Origin of the sequence: Ideonella azotifigens, assembly GCF_021043325.1 — a bacterium.
GTDB classification, from domain to species: Bacteria; Pseudomonadota; Gammaproteobacteria; order Burkholderiales; family Burkholderiaceae_C; genus Ideonella; species Ideonella azotifigens.
Map to the genome: position 1 here is coordinate 55897 of NZ_JAJNKD010000006.1, position 17416 is coordinate 73312.

The following is a 17416-nucleotide window of genomic DNA, read 5'->3' on the forward strand; positions in this document are numbered from 1 at the left end:
CCGTGAGCGTCGATGCATCGTTCTGGCGCGGTAAACGCGTCTTCCTGACCGGTCACACGGGCTTCAAGGGCAGCTGGCTGAGCTTGTGGTTGCAAAGCCTGGGCGCCGAACTGCATGGGTTCGCCTTGTCGCCACCCACAGATCCGAGCCTGTTCAGGGAAGCGCGTGTGGCTGCAGGCATGGCCGGTACCACCGGCGACATCCGTGATCTTGCCGCGTTGCAGACCGCCATCAGCGCTTTCCGGCCGGACATCGTGATCCACATGGCTGCTCAGCCGTTGGTGCGCCTGTCGTATGCGGAGCCGGTAGAGACCTACGCCACCAACGTGATGGGAACCGTCCATCTGCTGGAAGCCGTGCGGCAAACGCACAGCGTGCGCGTGGTCGTCAACGTGACCACCGACAAGTGCTACGAGAACAAAGAGTGGGCCTGGGGCTACCGTGAAGACGAACCCATGGGCGGCTACGACCCTTACAGCAACAGCAAGGGTTGCGCCGAGCTTGTCTCCAGCGCCTATCGCCAGTCCTTCTTCCAGCAGGGCGGTCCCGCGCTGGCAACCGCACGCGCGGGCAATGTCATCGGCGGCGGCGACTGGGCGTCCGACCGCCTGGTGCCCGACATCCTGCGCGCATTCGAGCGCAGTGAGCCGGTGGTGATTCGCAACCCGCATTCCACGCGCCCCTGGCAGCACGTGCTGGAGCCGCTGGCCGGCTACCTCGTGCTGGCTCAGCACCTGTGGGACGGCGGCGCCTCGTTCGCCGAAGGCTGGAACCTGGGGCCGCGTGACGAGGATGCGCGCCCGGTGCAATGGATCGTCGAGCAGTTGGTCGACCAGTGGGGTCGCGGTGCCCGCTGGCAGCTCGACGGCGGCGCCCATCCACACGAGGCCAACTACCTGAAGCTGGACATCTCCAAGGCCCGCGCGCGCTTGGGCTGGCAGCCGAGCTGGCGCCTTGCAGACGCGCTGCAGCACATCGTCACCTGGCACCAGGCCTGGCTGGCCAAGCAGGACGTGCGCGCCCTTTGCCTGCAGCAGATAGCCCAATACACGAACGACTCGAAGACCATCGCATCATGACCGAAGCCCCGATCAATTTCGTCAAGAAGACCCCCGACCAACTGCGCGCCGAGATTTCCGCGCTGGTGCAGCAATTCTCGGACGTGGTCCACGCGCCGAAGCCCTTTGTTCCAGGCGAAAGCGCAGTTCCGGTCTCGGGCAAAGTGATTGGCGCCAAGGAGCTGCAACTGATGGTCGAGGCCAGCCTTGACGGGTGGCTTACCACCGGCCGCTTCAATGCGATGTTCGAGGAACGCCTCGCGAAGTTCCTAGGCGTGAAGCACTTGATCACCGTCAACTCGGGTTCGTCGGCGAACCTGGTGGCGTTCTCGACGCTCACGTCCGATCGGCTGGGCGACCGCGCGATCAAGCCGGGTGATGAAGTCATCGGCGTGGCCGCCGGCTTCCCGACCACCGTCAACCCAATCCTGCAGTTCGGCGCCGTGCCGGTGTTCGTCGACGTCGACCTTGCCACGCACAACATTGACGTCTCCAAGATCGAGGCCGCCATTTCGCCCAAGACCAAGGCGATCATGTTGGCCCACAGCCTGGGCAACCCGTTCAACCTGGATGTTGTCACCGCGATCTGCAAGAAGCACGGCCTATGGCTGGTGGAAGACTGCTGCGACGCGCTCGGTGCGAAGTACAACGGCCAGTTGGTCGGCACCTTCGGCGACATCGGCACGCTCAGCTTCTACCCGGCGCATCACATCACGATGGGCGAGGGCGGCGCGGTGTTCACCAACGACCCTGAGCTCAAGCTGATCGCAGAGTCTTTCCGCGACTGGGGCCGTGACTGCTATTGCCCGCCCGGCAAGGACAACACCTGTAACAAGCGCTTCTGCTGGAAGCTCGGTGAACTGCCAGAGGGCTACGACCACAAGTACACCTACAGCCACCTCGGTTACAACCTGAAGATCAGTGACATGCAGGCCGCCTGCGCGCTGGCACAGATGGACCGGGTCGAAGACTTCATCGCCGCGCGCAAGGCTAACTTCAAGTACCTGAAGGAGCGCCTGGCCAACTGCGCGCAGTTTCTGCATCTGCCCGAGGCCACGTCCAACTCCGAGCCGTCGTGGTTCGGCTTCCCGCTGGTGCTCAAGGACGACGCCGGCGTCAAGCGTGCCGACCTGATCAACTTCCTTGACCAAAGCAAGATCGCCACGCGCCTGCTGTTTGCCGGCAACCTCACGCGCCAGCCCTACATGATCGGGCGCAACTTCCGCGTGAGCGGCGAGCTGACGAACACCGACAAGGTGATGAGTCAGACGTTCTGGCTAGGTGTGTGGCCGGGTTTGACTCACGAACAGCTCGACTATGTCGTCGAGAAGCTCGAAGAGTTCTTCGGGCTCAATTTCTGATGAGGGCTGTTGCAATGCCGGATGATCGCCGTTTCCATCCTGGCCGACTGCGCCACACTGTTCTGGAGATGGCATACGCCGGCTCGACGGTGCACATTGGGTGTGCCTTCTCGATCGTGGAACTGCTTGCCGTTCTGTATCGCGATCATCTGCGGTATCCCGGTAACGATCCGAAGGCAGAAGGCCGCGACTATCTCGTCTTGAGCAAGGGACACGGCGTGATGGCGCAATACGCCTGCATGCGCGAGATGGGATGGATCGGCGAGACCGAGATCCAGAGCTATTTCTCGGACGGCACTCATCTCAAGGGGCTGTCCGACTCTCGCATTCCTGGCCTGGAAGTCACTTCCGGCTCGCTGGGCCACGGGTTTTCGGTGGGCGTCGGCATCGCGCTCGGTGCGCGCAAGCAAGGCACCGACCAGAAGATTTTCGCGATCGTGGGGGATGGTGAGCTCAACGAGGGTTCTATCTGGGAGGGCATGCTCTTCGCTGCGCATCATCGGCTCGACAACCTCATGATCATCGTGGACGAGAACGGGTTCCAGGCCATGGGCGCCACCGAGGACGTGCTCTCCCTCGGCAACTTGCGTGCAAAGTTTGAAAGCTTCGGCTTCAAGACACAGGAGGTGGACGGGCACGACGAGGCTGCTATTGACTCGGCCATTCGTTCGCTATGGGCGACCGCGCCCGGGCAGCCGAAGGCGCTCGTTGCCCGTACCGTCAAGGGCAAAGGAGTGCCCTTCATGGAGGACGACAACCGCTGGCACTACACCCGGCTGACAGCCCAGACCTTCGCCGAGGCCAAAGGGGCCCTCGGCTTGTCGGAAGGTTCGAAATGAGAGACGCTTTCTCCGATGCCTTGGTGCGACTGGCCGTCCAAGATCCTAAGGTGTTGCTGCTGACGGGCGACCATGGCTACGCACTGTTCGATGCTTTCCGCAACCAGTGCCCAGCTCAATACATCAATGCAGGCATCGCCGAACAGAACATGGTAGGCATGGCTGCGGGCCTCGCACGAGCGGGCTTTCGACCGTTCGTCTATGGCCTCAGTGCGTTCGTGCCTTTACGCGTTCTTGAGCAGATTAAGCTGGACATCGCGCACGACGGCCTGCCGGTCGTCCTGCTCGGCGATGGTGCCGGTTTTGTGTATAGCCACCTCGGTACAAGCCACCAGTCCACAGAAGACATCGCTTGCACGCGCGTCATCGCGGGGCTCGACGTGCTGTCACCTGCAGATCGACACGAAATGACCGCCTGCATGGCGCACGCTTACGCGGCCCGTAGGCCGGTATACCTGCGCATGGGCAAATCCGATCGTGGCGACGTACATTCTTCTTCATTGGCGCCGCTTGAAGCCGGCCGAATGATCCAAGTGCGCGCGGGCCAGCTGGATTTGCCGGCGTTCATCGCAACCGGATCTATGGTAAGAACCGCACTCGATATCGCTGAGCAGCAAGTCGATGCCGGTGTGTGGAGCGTTCCTTCCATCAAGCCCTTGGATGCAGCCCAGGTTGTGCGGGTGGCCCGCGACAGCCGTGGTGTTGTCGTGCTGGAGGAGCATTCGACTTATGGAGGCCTCGGATCCGCCATTGCGGAAATCGTTGGAGAACACAATCCCGTTCGGGTGATGCGAATTGGGGTATCCGACCGGTTCTCCGAGCACTGCGGTACGTATTCGTACCTCCTGAAGGAACATGGCCTGGATCATGACTGCGTGCTGGAGCGAATCCGCATGTTCATCGGGAGTACTCCGGCTTGAGCAGCGCATCTACTACAAAGCCCGACATCATGGTCGGCGATATCGACGCCATCGTTGCACGCGATCTCGACTGGCAGGTGCTTTCCGGCTTGCGCGTCGTGGTGACCGGTGCCGGCGGTTTCCTTGGGGGGTATTTGACGCGTACGCTGCTTGCGCTACACAGGCTTGGAAAGGTATCCCAACCCGTTCGCGTCGTGGCGCTGGTGCGCGATCTGGAACGTGCGCGACGGTTGTACGCTAATAGCCCGGATGCGCGGCTTCTTGAATTTGTGGAATGGGATCTTAACGAAATCGCCGTTCCTGAACTGGGCGACGTTCATTACGTTCTACATGCTGCCAGCCAAGCTAGCCCCCGCTTCTACGGAACGGATCCTGTTGGGACAATGCTCCCCAACACCGTGGGTACGGCTTCGCTGCTTGAGGCGCTTAGGCGAGGCGGCGATGCCCGTGGTTTCCTCTTTGTGAGCAGCGCCGAAGTTTATGGCGCAGTCCGAGCGGAGGAGTTGATTGGTGAGTCGAACTATGGTTTGGTCGACCCGATCTTGGTTCGCTCCTGCTACGCCGAGAGCAAGAGAATGGGCGAGGCGATGTGCGTTGCTTGGAACCATCAACATGGTGTGCCCACCTACATCGTGCGCCCCTTCCATACGTATGGGCCGGGACTGACGGCCAACGACGGGCGCGTGTTCGCCGATTTCGCTTTTAATGTCGCACGTGGCGAGAACATCGTCATGAACAGCGACGGCACCGCTCGGCGTGCCTTCTGCTATGCGAGCGATGCGACCGCAGGCTTTCTGACAGTGTTGCTTAAAGGCGAGCCGGTCGTGCCCTACAACGTCGCGAACTCGTCGGCTGAATTGTCGGTCATGGAGCTCGCCGACTTGCTTGTCGGCCTATATCCGGAGAAGGGCCTGCAAGTCGATCGTCGTGTCGACACCGGCGGCAAAGACTACCTGCCCAGCACCTTCAATCGGCTCGTCCCGGACACTGCGCGGATGGAATCGCTCGGCTGGAAGGCCGAGATATCCCCGGCCGTGGGGTTCAGGCGAATGATCGAAGCACATCAGCAATGACCCAAGGCGACACCATTGGCGTGCTTGCCGCGACCATTTCCCGCTTCGCGCCGCGCTTGATGCGCGGCGCGAATGCCATTTACGTCGTTGACGCGCGGTCGATGCGCAATGCCAGGAGTGTTTCGGAGACGCGAATGTCGCCTACGAGTACGCCACTGCACACGGTCGGGGCCCAATGACCGACGATGTTGCCATTTCTGTTGCCGCCCGGAGAGGCGGGCGGTTTGCCCACCTGCGCAGCGTGATTGGCCTTGATTTCCATGTCTTGGTAACTTTGATGTTCCGCAGCTGGACCATCCTGGCCGGCGCCGCGACGATGGTGCTGCTGCCGCTCTGGCTCACCCCGACGCAGCAGGGTTACTACTACACCTTCGCCAGCATACTGGCGTTACAGGTGTTCTTCGAACTCGGCTTCAACCAGATCGTGGTGCAGCTCGTCAGCCACGAGGTGGCGCATCTCGAGATCGACGCCGAGGGTGCGCTCCGCGGCGAGGCTGTCCACCTTGATCGCCTCGGCTCGCTGGCGCGGCTGATGCGCCGCTGGTATGCAGTCGCTGCCTGCCTGTTCGTGGCACTTGGTGGCCTGGCCGGGATTACGTTCTTCTCGCACAAGGGCGTGCTGCCGCCGTCGTCGTGGCTAGGTGCATGGCTGCTGCTGACCTGCGCGTCGGCGGTCAATCTCTACCTGAGCCCGGGGCTGGCGATGATGGAGGGTGCCGGGCGCGTCGGCCAGGTCGCGCGCCTGCGTCTGGTGCAGTCGTGCATCGGGTACCTGTGCCTGTGGTCGGCGCTGTATCTCGATGCCGGTCTGTGGGCGACGGCTGCTGCGCCTCTCGTCGGCGCGAGCGGGACCGGCTGGTGGCTGCGCAAGCGCGGCGACATGCTTCGTCGCGTGGCGTTGCGCGAGGTGCCGCAGGCCCATCGCCTGCTGTGGCGGCGCGACGTATTCCCGTTCCAGTGGCGCATCGCGCTCAGCTGGGTAAGCGGCTACTTCATCTTCAACATGTTCACACCGCTGGTGTTCTCGCGCGTGGGCCCGGTGGAGGCCGGCAGGCTCGGCCTCGCGCTGACCATGTTCAACGCGGTCTCGACGATCGGCATGAGCTGGATCAACGCGCGCAACCCGCAGTTCACGATGCACATCTCGCGCGGCGAGCGCGCAGCTCTTAATGCGCTGTTCGGCAATGTCCTGTTGCGGTCCTGCGTTGCGACGGCGCTGCTGTCGACCCTAGTGGCGGGTGGCGCCGCGCTGCTGGCGGTCGCGGGCGTGCCGGCGATGGCGCGCATCGCGTCGCCGGCTGTGCTGGCGTGCCTGGCCTGGGCGACGGTCGTCAACAGCGTCGTCTTCGGCGCGGCCGCCTTTATGCGCGCCCACCGCGAGGAGCCGATGCTGCCGGTCTCCATCGTCACGGCTGTGCTGACCGCAGCGGCCGCCTGGTTCGGCTCGCGCGTCGGCGTGCTGCCGATGATGCTGCTGTACGCGGTGGTGCCCACCTTCGTCACGCTGCCCTGGACGCTGATGCTCCTGTCCCGCTATCTCAAGAGAACTGCCTGACGTGTCTTCGACCCTCGACCTCGCGCGAACGCCTCCCGGGCAGGCCCTGCTGACGATCATCGTCCCCACCTACAACCGGGCGGCGAACCTCGAACTGTTGCTGCGCACGCTGAGGCAGGAGCTGGCGACCTGCGCGGACGCGGTGACAGTGCTGGTGTCCGACAACGCCTCGGTGGACCGGACGTCGGAGGTTGTGCAGGCGATGCAGTCCAGCTGGCCGGCGCTGGTCGCTCAGCGGCATGCAAGCAATCTCGGGCCCGACGGCAACTTCAGCTCGTGCGTCGAACGCGTGTCGACGCGCTGGTTCTGGATCATCGGCGACGATGATCTTCCCAAGCGCGGCGTGATCGCGCAGGTCGTCGCGCTGCTGCGCGAGCGTCAACCGTCGCTCGTTTACCTGCAGAGCGAGTGGCTGCCCCAGCTCACCGGACCCGACCAGGGCGAACCGGTTGGATGCCTGCGCGTAGAGACGATGCACGCCGAGGCGTTCGCCCATCGCGTGCACATCTGGTTTACGTTCATCTCCGGCATGGTCGTCGACCGCAACGCGCTGATGGGCGTGGTCGGTAGCTCCGCAATCACCCGCTTCACCGCGACCAGTCTGATCCAGCTCGGCTGGATCCTGCCGCTGCTGCGCACAGAGGGGAGGCGCTTCTCGTTCGTCGCCGACCGCTGCATGCTAGCCACTAAGGACAACTCCGGCGGCTACGCGCTGTTGACGGTTTTCGGAGCGAACTTCGCCCGGATTGTCAACGATTGTTTTGGCCGCGACAGCCGGATCGCGCGCGTCCTGATCCGCCGCAATCTGCTGCACTTCATGCCGGGCATCCTGTGGGGCGCCCGCAAGGGAGTTGCCGGCCGCCACGCCGCGGAGGACGCGTGGCCCGCGATGCGGCGCGAACTGGGCGACCAACCACTGTTCTGGTTGCTGCTCGTGCCGCTCGGTCGCTTCCCGGGCTGGCTCGCGCAGCCGTTCTACCAGAGCTGGCGCGTCTACCACCGGCTGACGCTCGAGCTCGACCGTCTGCGTCTGCGCGCAGCGGGTGCGAAGGCATCGCGATGAGCGGCGTGCTGTCAAAGGTCGCCGTCCACCTGCGCCGGCCGCTACCCGAGCTGGTCGCGTTCGCCGCCGACAAGCTGCGCTCGAGGCTCTGGCGCCGCCACTTGGCGCAAGTTGGGAGCCGCTTCCACGTGTGCCGCGGCGCGCAACTGCAGGGCGGTGAATGTATCCGCATCGGCGAAGGCTTCTACGCAGGACAGATGCTGTGGATCGAGGCGGTGCGCCGTTACCGGGAGTTCACCTTCGAGCCGCTGATCGAGATCGGCAACGGCGTGATCTGCAGCCAGCGCGTGCACATCGCCGCGACCGCACGCGTGACGATCGAAGACGGCGTGCTCTTCGGCAGCGGGGTCCACGTCACCGATCATGGGCACGGCACCTACCGGGGCGACACCCAGGATTCGCCCGACGTACCGCCCGCCCTGCGGCGACCTGCCACTGGCCGGCCGGTGCGCATCTGCCGCAACGTCTGGCTCGGCGATAACGTCGTGGTGTTGCCCGGCGTCACGATCGGTGAGGGTAGCATCGTTGGTGCGAACAGCGTCGTTTCCCGCGACCTGCCTATGCGCGTGATTGCCGTCGGCGCCCCTGCCGTGCCCGTCAAGTTCTTCGATCCTGTGATTGGTCGCTGGGCGACCATTCCCGACCATCCATGACCACCCTCGGCATTTGCATCCCGACCTACAAGCGGCCCGACTTCTTGCGCCGTTGCGTTGAGTCAGCCATCGAGTCGGCTGCAGGCCGACCGATCCGCGTGTTCGTGGCCGATGATTCGCTGACGGACGTGAACCGGCCAGTGCTCGACGCGCTGTGCGCCGCATACTCTTTCGTACACGTCCACCGCAACGAGCGCAACCTGGGTATTGATGCCAACATCCAGCATGTGGTCGACTTGTGCGACTGCGACTATGCGTGGCTGATCGGCGAGGACGATCTGTTCCTGCCCGGAGCGGTGGCCGCGATGCACGATAGGCTGCAGGGCCGCGACGACCCGTTCGTGTTCTCCAACTACCAATGGGTCACCGAAGACCATGCGACGGTGCTGGGCGTCGCATCGCCCGGGGCCGTGGACGGCGAGCGAGCAGCCGCCGACTTCATCCCCGAACTGCTTGCCTCTATCGGCTTCATCGGGGCGGTGCTCGTCCAGCGCGCCGCCTGGGGTCGTACGGACGCTGCGCCCTATTTGGGCACGTACTTCGCACACGTTGGCCGCATCGTCGACATGCTCGCGGCGCGGCCCGTTGTGCAGATATCGGCCGCCCCGTCCGTCGCCAACCGTTCGCAGGGCGAGGATACCTTCACCTGGAAGAAGGATTCGTTCGGCGTTTTCCTTGGCTTCGAGCGCATGTGCCGCATCGCGGCAGAGCGCGGGCCCGCGCTAGCGGGGGCGCTGCAGGATGCTGCCGTCAATTACCGCCGGGAGCATGCCTATCTTTCCCTGAAGTCGACGTTCCGGTTGCGCTCCCAAGGTGCCTTTGACCTGCGCCAGTTCCGCGTCTACATCGCCCCGGCGACGACGATAGAACCTTGGCGGAAGGCCTGGCTCCTCCTGCTCGCCTTGGCCCCACGTCTGCTGCTCAGGCCCTTCGCCCGCGCCTATGTTGCGTTGGTGGCCCGCCGGCGTCAGGGCGCCGCGTCCGTGGTGTGCTGACCTACCTATTTCTTGGCACTTTCATCGAGCGACCTTGACCACACTGTTTCAACACAATCTCCAGCAGCATCTCGAGCTGTTCAGCCGTCTCAGCGTCCTCGACGACAGCGTCATGGGAGCCGCGCAGGCAATCGCCGATTGCCTGCGTGCCGGCGGCAAGCTGATGATCTGCGGCAACGGCGGCTCGGCCGCCGACAGCCAGCACATCGCCGCCGAATTCACTGGGCGCTTCATCAAGGATCGCAAGCCACTCGCCGCGATGGCGCTCAGCACGGACAGCTCCGCGCTGACCTGCATCGGCAACGACTACAGCTTCGCGGAGATCTTCTCTCGCCAGGTCGCCGGGTTGGGGCGCCCGGGGGACTGCCTGCTGGGCATCTCGACCTCGGGCAACTCGGCGAACGTGATCCGCGCGGTGGAAGTCGCGCGCGGGATGGGTATGCGCACGATCGGCCTACTCGGCCGAGACGGTGGCAAGCTCGCGACGCTGTGCGATTGCGCCATCGTCGTCCCCGCCGAAGTCACGGCGCGTATCCAGGAGGCACATATCCTGATCGGCCACTCGATCTGCGGCGCGGTCGAGCAGTCGCTGGGGTTGGTGCCGCAGCACGGGGAAGCCGAATGATGCCGTCGCGGGAGCAATTGTCTGCGTGCCGTGTGCTGGTCGTTGGCGACGCGATGTTGGACCGTTATTGGTTTGGCTCTGTTGACCGCGTCTCGCCCGAGGCGCCGGTGCCGGTGGTACGCGTGCAACGCGAGGAAGATCGGCTCGGCGGTGCAGCCAATGTCGCGCTGAACGTCAAGCGACTCGGCGCGGCGTCGACGTTGCTGACTGTGGTAGGTGACGACGCGCCGGCTCGGACGCTGGAGTCGCTGCTGGAGCGCGAAGGCGTTGCCGCGCGGCTCGGGCGTGACGAGAAGCTCACCACGATCGTCAAGCTGCGCGTGATCGGGCGTGCGCAGCAGTTGCTGCGCGTCGACTTCGAGAGCACACCTGACCATGAAATTTTGACGCAAATGTTGGCCGACTTCGCACAAGCGCTGGGAAGTTCCGATGCCGTGCTCTTCAGCGACTACGGCAAGGGCGGCCTGACGCACATACCGCGCATGATCGAGCTGGCCCGCGCGGCGGGCAAGCCGGTGTTGGTCGACCCCAAGGGGAGCGACTATGGCCGCTATGCCGGTGCGACTGTGCTGACGCCGAACCGTGCCGAACTGGCCCAGGTCGTGGGCGCCTGGTCGGACGAGGCCGACCTGCGTCGGCGCGCGAGGCGCCTGCGCGAGGACCTGCAGCTCGATGCGCTGCTTGTTACCCGGTCCGAAGAAGGCATGAGCCTGTTCGACGGCGTTGGTGACAGCGGCCAGCTCGACGTAGCGGCGCTGGCCCGCGAGGTGTTCGACGTGACGGGCGCGGGCGATACCGTGATCGCGACGCTGGCCGCGATGCTCGGCGTGGGCATGTCGATGCGAGATGCCATCCAGGTTGCCAACCGTGCCGGCGGCATCGTCGTCGGCAAGTTTGGGACCGCCACAGTGAGTTACGAGGAGCTGTTTGAATGAGAGTCGTCGTCACCGGCGCTGCTGGTTTCATTGGGTCCAACATCGTCCGCGGGCTCAACGCGCTCGGCATCGACGACGTCATTGCGGTCGACGATCTGACCGACGGACCGAAGTACCGCAACCTCCTGGGCGCCCAGCTGTCCGACTACTTTGACAAGGACGAGTTCTACACGCGCTTTGCACGCGGCGAGTTAGGCCATGTGGACGTGGTCATGCACGAGGGCGCATGCTCCGACACCATGGAGCACGATGGACGCTTCATGTTGGAGAACAACTATCGCTGCTCGAAGATGCTGCTTGATGCCTGCATGGCGCAGGGTACGCGGCTGCTTTATGCATCGTCTGCAGCAACTTACGGCGGCAGCTCGTGTTTCCGCGAGGAACCGGAGTTCGAGCAGCCGCTCAACGTCTACGGCTACTCCAAGCTGCTGTTCGACAACGTCGTGCGCCGCATGGTCGCACGGGCGCCGTACCAGGTCGCTGGGTTTCGCTACTTCAACGTTTATGGGCCGCGGGAGCAGCACAAGGGCCGCATGGCCTCGGTTGCCTTCCACCACTACAACCAGTTCATCGAGAACGGCTGCGTGCGCCTGTTCGGCGAGTATGGCGGCTACGGGCCAGGCCAACAGGAACGCGACTTTGTCTTCGTCGACGATGTTGTCGCCGTGAAGCTGTGGTTCCTACAGAATCCGCAGGCGCGCGGCATCTTCAATCTTGGCACTGGCTCTGCGCAGCCGTTCAACGATGTCGCCTTGGCTAGCGTTAACACCGCGTTGACCTTGCGCGGTGAGGCAGCCCGCCCGCTGGAGCAATTGCTGAAGGACGGTCTCGTCGAGTACATCGGCTTCCCGCAGGCGCTGGTCGGAAAGTACCAGTGTCATACGCAGGCCGACCTGACGGCCCTGCGCTCGACCGGCTGTGACCACGAGTTCACCGACGTGGCGTGCGGCGTTGATCGCTACGTGCGCTGGCTTCACGAGAGCGCGGTCCATCCCGCTGCGGCTGCCGCATGAGTGCGGGCCTGGCGGACAAGATCGTTCTTGACGACGCGACGCTCGCGCAGCGCGTCGCGGCGCTTCCGCGCCCGCTGGTTTTCACGAACGGCGTGTTCGACATCCTTCACCGCGGGCATGTGAGCTACCTGGAGGCAGCGCGAGCACTTGGCGGTGCACTGGTGCTGGGACTCAACAGCGACGCCTCTGCGCGCCTGCTGGGCAAGGGGCCTGATCGCCCGCTCAACGGCGAGCTCGATCGCGCCTTCGTGCTCGCCGGGTTGGCATCGGTATCACTGATCGCGTTCTTCGACGAGCGCACGCCGGTGGCGCTGCTCACGCAAGTGCGTCCCGATGTCTATGTGAAGGGCGGCGACTACGACATGGAGACACTCGAAGAGACGCGACTCACGCGTTCGTGGGGGGGGCGCGCCATCGCGATCTCCTTCGTTGACGGCTTCTCCACCACCGCATTGGTGCGCCGCATCCGCGGCACAGACGCATGACGCGAGCGGTGTTCCTCGACCGAGACGGCGTCGTCAACCGCGATCATGCCTACGTGCATCGATGGGAGGACTTTGAGTTCGTGCCCGGCGCGCTTGATGCCGCGAGGCGACTCGCGGACGCCGGTTTTCGCCTGGTCATCGTGACCAACCAGTCCGGCATCGCTCGCGGTTACTACACCGAGGCGCAGTACTTCGCGCTGACCGAGCGCATGTGTGCGGTCTTCGAGCGGCAAGGCGCGCCGCTGGCCGCCGTTTACCATTGCCCGCACCATCCCGCCGGCAGCGTCGTCGCCTTCGCACGCGAGTGCGACTGCCGCAAGCCGCGCCCAGGCATGATCCTGCGCGCCGCCGCAGAGCACCTGCTCTCGTTGCCGGAGTCGATTCTGGTTGGCGACAAGCTCTCGGACATTGAGGCCGCGCGTGCCGCAGGCGTAGGGCGTGCCTACCTCGTGCGCTCAGGCAACGAAGCGTCGATGCCCGATATCGGTACCGCTGACGCGGCCTACGCCGACCTGGCGCAGTGCGTGGACGCGTTGCTGCACACCTGACCCGTTTTCAGATGGCTTCCCGCAAAGTCCTTTGCTTCATCGTCGCCCGTAACTTCGGTGACATCACGTTCATGAGCACGTATTTTCGCGAGCTGGCCGCGCGCGGCTACGCCGACGAGTACATCGTGTGGACGCGCGCGCCCATGGGTTTTCTGTTCGACGGCATCCCGAACTGCACGGTGCTGTACTCGAAGTTCCCGGTGGGCTCGTTCGGCAACTTCCGCTGGCGCGACTGCCTCGCCTTTTTGCGAAGCGCCTGGAATGTGCGTCGCATGAGGCCGACTGTCTCACTCGACATGGTGGGCGACTTCCGGGAACGCTTCTTCGCTCGCCTGATCGGCTCTCATCGCCATTTGCACATTGGCTGGACGCGCGAGCACCCGCACCGCGGCATCATCCGCACCCCGTTCGGTGTCGGGCGCCCGGCGGTGCTCGTCGGGCCGGAGACGCCGAGCGTCTATGCGGCCTACACCCGCTTTGTCGACTACCTGCTTCGTGAGGCAGGCCTGGCCGACCGGCCCGGGCCGCTGCCGCCGCTGCGAACGCATGAGGCTGTACCTACGGTGGGACTGCATCCCTCGGCCTCACAGGCCTGCAAGCTGTGGCCGCAGTCGCACTGGACGCAGCTCACGCAGGCGCTGCTGGGCGCGGGTGTGGATGTGGTCGCCTTTGGGGCGCCGGGCGAGCGCGACGCGCTTGAGGCACAGTTCGCGTCCTTCGGCGACCGCGTGCGCATCTCCACCGGCAGCATTCCGGAGTTCGCGCGCGAGCTCGCTCGACTCGACGTGTTGGTTGGCTTGGACAGCTTCTCCGTTCACATGGCCGAGAACGTGGGTACGCCCTCGGTGATGATCGTCGGTCCAAACGACCCCGCGCTGTTTGCGCCGCCGCGCGCAGCGGTGCTCTCGGACAGCGGCGGCTGCGCTGCTTGGCCTTGCTACAACCGGCCGAGCTGCGTCGGGACGGCAGGTGAGTACGTCTGCATCCGCTCGATCTCCGTGGCGCGGGTGCAGGCTGCGGTGGCCGAGAGGTTGTTGGCTAGCCGCGCGGCCGAGGAGCAAGTGAGTGATGTCGCCTGCTAGCCAGCCGCGTGTGCTCGTGCTGCTGGCTGCCCGCAACGGCGCGAGCAGCATTGAGCGCCAGATTGGCACCGTGCTTGCGCAGAGCGGCGTGGCCGTGCGCGTACTGGTGCGTGACGATGGGTCGAGTGACGACACGCGTGATCGGGTGCGCGCTTTCGGTGAGCGCGACCCGCGGGTTGCGTTGCTCGACGAGCACTCTCCGAGTGGCTCCGCCGGCGCCAACTTTTTCCGCCTCGTCGCTGCAGCCGATCCCGGCGAGGCCGACTTGGTTGCCTTTTGCGACCAGGACGACGAATGGTTCCACGACAAGCTGCAGCGTGCGGCGCAGGCCCTGTCGCGAGCTGGCGCGGACGGCTACTCCGCGGCGACGCTCGCGCGCTGGCCCGACGGACGTGAGCGCCCCCTCGTGCAGAACCTGCGCGCGCGCGCGGCGGACTATCTCTTTGAAGGCGCCGGGCAGGGCTGCACCTTCGTTGCCACCGTGAGCCTCTTCGCGCGCTTGCGTGCGGCGATCACGCAGGCTCCCGACCTGTTGCCGACGCTTCACTACCATGACTGGGTGCTGTACGCGCTGGCGCGCTCTGCTGGGTTGCGCTGGGTCATCGACCCGTGGCTCTCCATGGTCTACCACCAGCACTCGGCGAACGACACCGGGGCGCGCAGTTCGCTAGGCGGTGTCTCGCGCCGCATCGCGCAGATCCGTAGTGGTTGGTATCGCGCTCAAGTCGACGCGGTAACAGCTTTTGTGCTGCGTGCCCATCCCGGCGACGTACAGGCCATGCGCTGGCGCACCTTGCGCCGGCCCGGGCTGTTCGCCGCTTGGCGGCGACTTGGCTTTGTGCTGTGCCACGGTCGTCGGCGACCGTTGGACCGGTTGATTCAAGCGCTGGCGGTGGTGGCCGGACGCCTTTGACCCGCATGACAGAATTACGGCGTGAGAGCAAGCAGCGCTGTGCTCGAACTAGCGGCTCAAGGACGGGCCATTGAAGGAAAGATGATGAATCGAACTCAGCTCGCAGACGTCATTGTTGCGCGCCTAGAAGCAGAACAGGATGCGCTCCGGAACGCTTGGCAATCCAGCGGCGGCGTGAGCCATTTCACGGTTGACGATTTGTTGCCGGAGGAGATTGCGCAGCGCATTCGAGCTGCCTTCCCTTCTGGCGAGTCGATGAAGATCAAGCGCAGCCTGCGGGAGCTGAAGTTCATCGCGGCGCAGATGAACGAGTACGACCCGCTGCTCGAGGAGGCCATCTACGCATTCCAGGACCCGCGCATTGTGGAGGTCGTCGGGCGCATCACAGGCTTGAAGAGCCTGGAGCCAGACGAGCAGCTCTATGCGGGCGGCATCTCCATGATGGTGAAGGGCCACTTTCTCAACCCGCATGTTGACAATTCACACGACAAGCAGCGTGAACGCTATCGGGTGCTCAACCTGCTCTACTACGTGTCGCCCGGCTGGAAGCGGGAGAACGGTGGCAACCTGGAACTGTGGCCCGATGGACCGACCGGGGAGCAGGTGACTGTCGAGAGCCGTTTCAACCGCCTCGCCGTGATGGTCACCAACAAGAGTTCGTGGCATAGCGTGTCGCAGGTCCTGGTGGACAGCCGGCGTTGTTGCGTTTCGAACTATTATTTCTCGCAGGCCTCACCCGAGGGAGAGGACTACTTCCACGTTACATCGTTCCGTGGTCGTCCTGAGCAGAAGCTACGCGACTTGGTGCTGCGTGCTGACATCTCGCTGCGCATGGGCCTGCGCAAGCTGTTTCCTAAGGGCGTAGCCGAGAACAAACACTTCTACAACAAGAAGTGAACCGAGGCGGCCGGGCCGGCGTCACTGCACGGGAGCCGGCAGCGTGGGGCGCGGCGCTCGGCGCCGCTGCGGCAGTAACCACAGAATTCCGCAGATGATCATCCCCTGCACAAGTAGCTTGAACGAGATGTCCGCCGGATCGCGCCAGAAGTGGATGGCACAGGTCATTGAGACCAGGCCGAAAATCTGCTTGAACGGACCATCCCGCAGCGATCTGAACCAGACCGCGAACAGAGTCACCATCACGAACAGAAACACGTGCGGGTAGCTCGTGATGTAGTCAATTGTCGCGAACCCGCTCATGCCGCCTACCGGCGCCCACGAGTCGAAGCCCGCAGACAGAGCCAGGTTGTATGGACTAAGTGCCGTCATGTCGTCCTCCGACATGCCCAAGCGCAGGAAAGACGGAATCACGGCCAGCGTCAGCCAACTGGCGGTCGTCGCCGCCGACCCAGAGTGCCCGACAGCGCCCGATTGGTTGACCGAGTCCGCGATGCCTAGCGTCAGCGCGTTCAGGGCTGATTCCATTACCAGGCCGTAGACCGGCCCCAGAACGTTCATTTCCTCGCCGCCGCCGCCGGAGCGCAGCAAGCCCACGCCGGAGCCGATCGAGACCACGATTGCTCCCACGATCACCAGCTTGCGGCCGCTGATCGATCCGCGTAAGTACAGCAGGATGATCATGATCGCGAGTTCCTTGATTAGTACCAGACGCGTGCCTCCCATGACGCGCAGCAGGGTGGTGAATGCATACATGCCCACGTACAGCGTCCACATGGGGCGCGAAGGGTGCTTGCCCAGGAGCACGAGAATGAAGCAGAGGAAAATGATCTCATAGAGGCCTGCGACGAAACCCCAGTAGGGAATGTCCTCGTAGCTGTTAAGGATGTATGCGCCGGACAGGACGGTGCCAAATGAGTTGAGCAGGTGGATCTGGAATATTGACGCCAGCACCACGCTGGTGACGAACAGGCCGGGGAAAATCACGCTGCTGGACAGGCTCGCTACTTGTTCCCCGTTGATCGCGCGGCGCAGTTCTGCTGAAAGATTCAACGCACGGTCGACCAGCACCAGCACAACCAAGTACCAGAGCATCAAGAGCGTCTGCGCGTCGATACGGCGCTCATCCACGTAACGGCTCAAGACCGGCGCGTCGACGAACATCAGGGTGGCGGCCGGGCCGATCATGTATATGAACGCGGGCCAGATCAGCAAAATGACGTAGTTGCGCATCTGCAGATAGCGCACTGTCTGCCAGCTCAGCAGAACAAAGGCGCCCAGCGCGATCAGGATAGAGATCGTTGCGGGATCGTCGCTCATGCAAATACCTTCGCCGCCCGGCCCCACGTTAGAGGGGTGGGCGCTTCTTGCCGCAGTGAGGGCGGCGTTTCAGATGGCCCT

18 protein-coding genes are annotated in these 17416 nt (G+C 64.1%); 17 read left to right on the plus strand and 1 reads right to left on the minus strand.

The annotated features are described in order from the left end of the window. The first annotated feature begins 2 nt into the window (after nt 1-2). From rfbG to LRH25_RS14685, 17 genes are all read left to right on the plus strand, one after another. Nucleotides 3-1079 (plus strand): CDP-glucose 4,6-dehydratase, encoded by a 1077-nt coding sequence (gene rfbG, locus LRH25_RS14605; protein ID WP_141284133.1) that lies wholly within the window; start codon nt 3-5, stop codon nt 1077-1079. Continuing rightward, entirely contained in the window at nt 1076-2419 is a 1344-nt protein-coding gene (gene rfbH, locus LRH25_RS14610) for a lipopolysaccharide biosynthesis protein RfbH (RefSeq protein ID WP_141284135.1), read from the plus strand. The genes rfbG and rfbH overlap by 4 nt, the downstream gene beginning before the upstream one ends. Before the next feature lie 14 nt (nt 2420-2433). Next, nucleotides 2434-3258, plus strand: coding sequence for a transketolase (locus LRH25_RS14615; protein WP_141284137.1), 825 nt, complete (start codon nt 2434-2436; stop codon nt 3256-3258). Further along, nucleotides 3255-4178: a transketolase family protein gene (locus LRH25_RS14620; protein WP_141284139.1), complete on the plus strand. Its 924-nt coding sequence runs from the start codon at nt 3255-3257 to the stop codon at nt 4176-4178. Before LRH25_RS14615 ends, LRH25_RS14620 begins: the two co-directional genes overlap by 4 nt. Then, nucleotides 4175-5251 carry an NAD-dependent epimerase/dehydratase family protein gene (locus LRH25_RS14625; RefSeq protein WP_231011468.1) on the plus strand — a complete coding sequence of 359 codons (1077 nt, stop codon included), beginning with the start codon at nt 4175-4177 and terminating at the stop codon, nt 5249-5251. The genes LRH25_RS14620 and LRH25_RS14625 overlap by 4 nt, the downstream gene beginning before the upstream one ends. A gap of 175 nt (nt 5252-5426) precedes the next feature. Continuing rightward, on the plus strand, nt 5427-6806 hold the full coding sequence (locus tag LRH25_RS14630) for a polysaccharide biosynthesis protein (protein ID WP_141284143.1): 1380 nt from the start codon (nt 5427-5429) through the stop codon (nt 6804-6806). A 1-nt stretch (nt 6807) separates the two neighbouring features. Continuing rightward, nucleotides 6808-7869: a glycosyltransferase family 2 protein gene (locus LRH25_RS14635; RefSeq protein WP_170200675.1), complete on the plus strand. Its 1062-nt coding sequence runs from the start codon at nt 6808-6810 to the stop codon at nt 7867-7869. Next, nucleotides 7866-8522, plus strand: coding sequence for an acyltransferase (locus tag LRH25_RS14640; RefSeq protein WP_141284147.1), 657 nt, complete (start codon nt 7866-7868; stop codon nt 8520-8522). Before LRH25_RS14635 ends, LRH25_RS14640 begins: the two co-directional genes overlap by 4 nt. Continuing rightward, nucleotides 8519-9517 (plus strand): glycosyltransferase family 2 protein, encoded by a 999-nt coding sequence (locus tag LRH25_RS14645; RefSeq protein ID WP_141284148.1) that lies wholly within the window; start codon nt 8519-8521, stop codon nt 9515-9517. The genes LRH25_RS14640 and LRH25_RS14645 overlap by 4 nt, the downstream gene beginning before the upstream one ends. A 34-nt stretch (nt 9518-9551) precedes the next feature. Continuing rightward, entirely contained in the window at nt 9552-10142 is a 591-nt protein-coding gene (locus tag LRH25_RS14650; protein WP_141284150.1) for a D-sedoheptulose-7-phosphate isomerase, read from the plus strand. Then, on the plus strand, nt 10139-11077 hold the full coding sequence (gene rfaE1 / locus LRH25_RS14655; protein WP_141284153.1) for a D-glycero-beta-D-manno-heptose-7-phosphate kinase: 939 nt from the start codon (nt 10139-10141) through the stop codon (nt 11075-11077). Before LRH25_RS14650 ends, rfaE1 begins: the two co-directional genes overlap by 4 nt. Then, nucleotides 11074-12090 (plus strand): ADP-glyceromanno-heptose 6-epimerase, encoded by a 1017-nt coding sequence (rfaD, locus tag LRH25_RS14660; RefSeq protein ID WP_141284154.1) that lies wholly within the window; start codon nt 11074-11076, stop codon nt 12088-12090. Before rfaE1 ends, rfaD begins: the two co-directional genes overlap by 4 nt. Beyond that, nucleotides 12087-12575, plus strand: a complete 489-nt coding sequence (locus tag LRH25_RS14665) for an adenylyltransferase/cytidyltransferase family protein (protein WP_141284156.1) — start codon at nt 12087-12089, stop codon at nt 12573-12575. The genes rfaD and LRH25_RS14665 overlap by 4 nt, the downstream gene beginning before the upstream one ends. Further along, nucleotides 12572-13123, plus strand: coding sequence for a D-glycero-beta-D-manno-heptose 1,7-bisphosphate 7-phosphatase (gene gmhB, locus LRH25_RS14670; RefSeq protein WP_141284158.1), 552 nt, complete (start codon nt 12572-12574; stop codon nt 13121-13123). The genes LRH25_RS14665 and gmhB overlap by 4 nt, the downstream gene beginning before the upstream one ends. Nucleotides 13124-13134: 11 nt before the next feature. Beyond that, nucleotides 13135-14205: a glycosyltransferase family 9 protein gene (locus LRH25_RS14675; RefSeq protein ID WP_141284160.1), complete on the plus strand. Its 1071-nt coding sequence runs from the start codon at nt 13135-13137 to the stop codon at nt 14203-14205. Beyond that, entirely contained in the window at nt 14192-15118 is a 927-nt protein-coding gene (locus tag LRH25_RS14680; RefSeq protein ID WP_231011591.1) for a glycosyltransferase, read from the plus strand. The genes LRH25_RS14675 and LRH25_RS14680 overlap by 14 nt, the downstream gene beginning before the upstream one ends. 84 nt (nt 15119-15202) lie before the next feature. Beyond that, nucleotides 15203-16015: a 2OG-Fe(II) oxygenase gene (locus LRH25_RS14685; RefSeq protein ID WP_141284165.1), complete on the plus strand. Its 813-nt coding sequence runs from the start codon at nt 15203-15205 to the stop codon at nt 16013-16015. 21 nt (nt 16016-16036) lie between these two features. Here the strand turns inward: LRH25_RS14685 and LRH25_RS14690 are convergent, their stop codons facing one another. Then, nucleotides 16037-17335: a hypothetical protein gene (locus LRH25_RS14690; protein ID WP_141284167.1), complete on the minus strand. Its 1299-nt coding sequence runs from the start codon at nt 17333-17335 to the stop codon at nt 16037-16039. Nucleotides 17336-17416: the final 81 nt, after the last annotated feature.

Bases quoted from the DNA above. Each gene is read 5' to 3' on its own strand.
- LRH25_RS14630 (WP_141284143.1), top strand. From the start codon at position 5,427: ATGACCGACGATGTTGCCATTTCTGTTGCCGCCCGGAGAGGCGGGCGG.
- rfbH (WP_141284135.1), top strand. From the start codon at position 1,076: ATGACCGAAGCCCCGATCAATTTCGTCAAGAAGACCCCCGACCAACTG.
- LRH25_RS14615 (WP_141284137.1), top strand. From the start codon at position 2,434: ATGCCGGATGATCGCCGTTTCCATCCTGGCCGACTGCGCCACACTGTT.
- rfaD (WP_141284154.1), top strand. From the start codon at position 11,074: ATGAGAGTCGTCGTCACCGGCGCTGCTGGTTTCATTGGGTCCAACATC.
- LRH25_RS14640 (WP_141284147.1), top strand. From the start codon at position 7,866: ATGAGCGGCGTGCTGTCAAAGGTCGCCGTCCACCTGCGCCGGCCGCTA.
- gmhB (WP_141284158.1), top strand. From the start codon at position 12,572: ATGACGCGAGCGGTGTTCCTCGACCGAGACGGCGTCGTCAACCGCGAT.
- LRH25_RS14675 (WP_141284160.1), top strand. From the start codon at position 13,135: ATGGCTTCCCGCAAAGTCCTTTGCTTCATCGTCGCCCGTAACTTCGGT.
- rfaE1 (WP_141284153.1), top strand. From the start codon at position 10,139: ATGATGCCGTCGCGGGAGCAATTGTCTGCGTGCCGTGTGCTGGTCGTT.
- LRH25_RS14685 (WP_141284165.1), top strand. From the start codon at position 15,203: ATGAATCGAACTCAGCTCGCAGACGTCATTGTTGCGCGCCTAGAAGCA.
- LRH25_RS14645 (WP_141284148.1), top strand. From the start codon at position 8,519: ATGACCACCCTCGGCATTTGCATCCCGACCTACAAGCGGCCCGACTTC.
- LRH25_RS14620 (WP_141284139.1), top strand. From the start codon at position 3,255: ATGAGAGACGCTTTCTCCGATGCCTTGGTGCGACTGGCCGTCCAAGAT.
- LRH25_RS14665 (WP_141284156.1), top strand. From the start codon at position 12,087: ATGAGTGCGGGCCTGGCGGACAAGATCGTTCTTGACGACGCGACGCTC.
- LRH25_RS14690 (WP_141284167.1), bottom strand. From the start codon at position 17,335: ATGAGCGACGATCCCGCAACGATCTCTATCCTGATCGCGCTGGGCGCC.
- LRH25_RS14680 (WP_231011591.1), top strand. From the start codon at position 14,192: ATGTCGCCTGCTAGCCAGCCGCGTGTGCTCGTGCTGCTGGCTGCCCGC.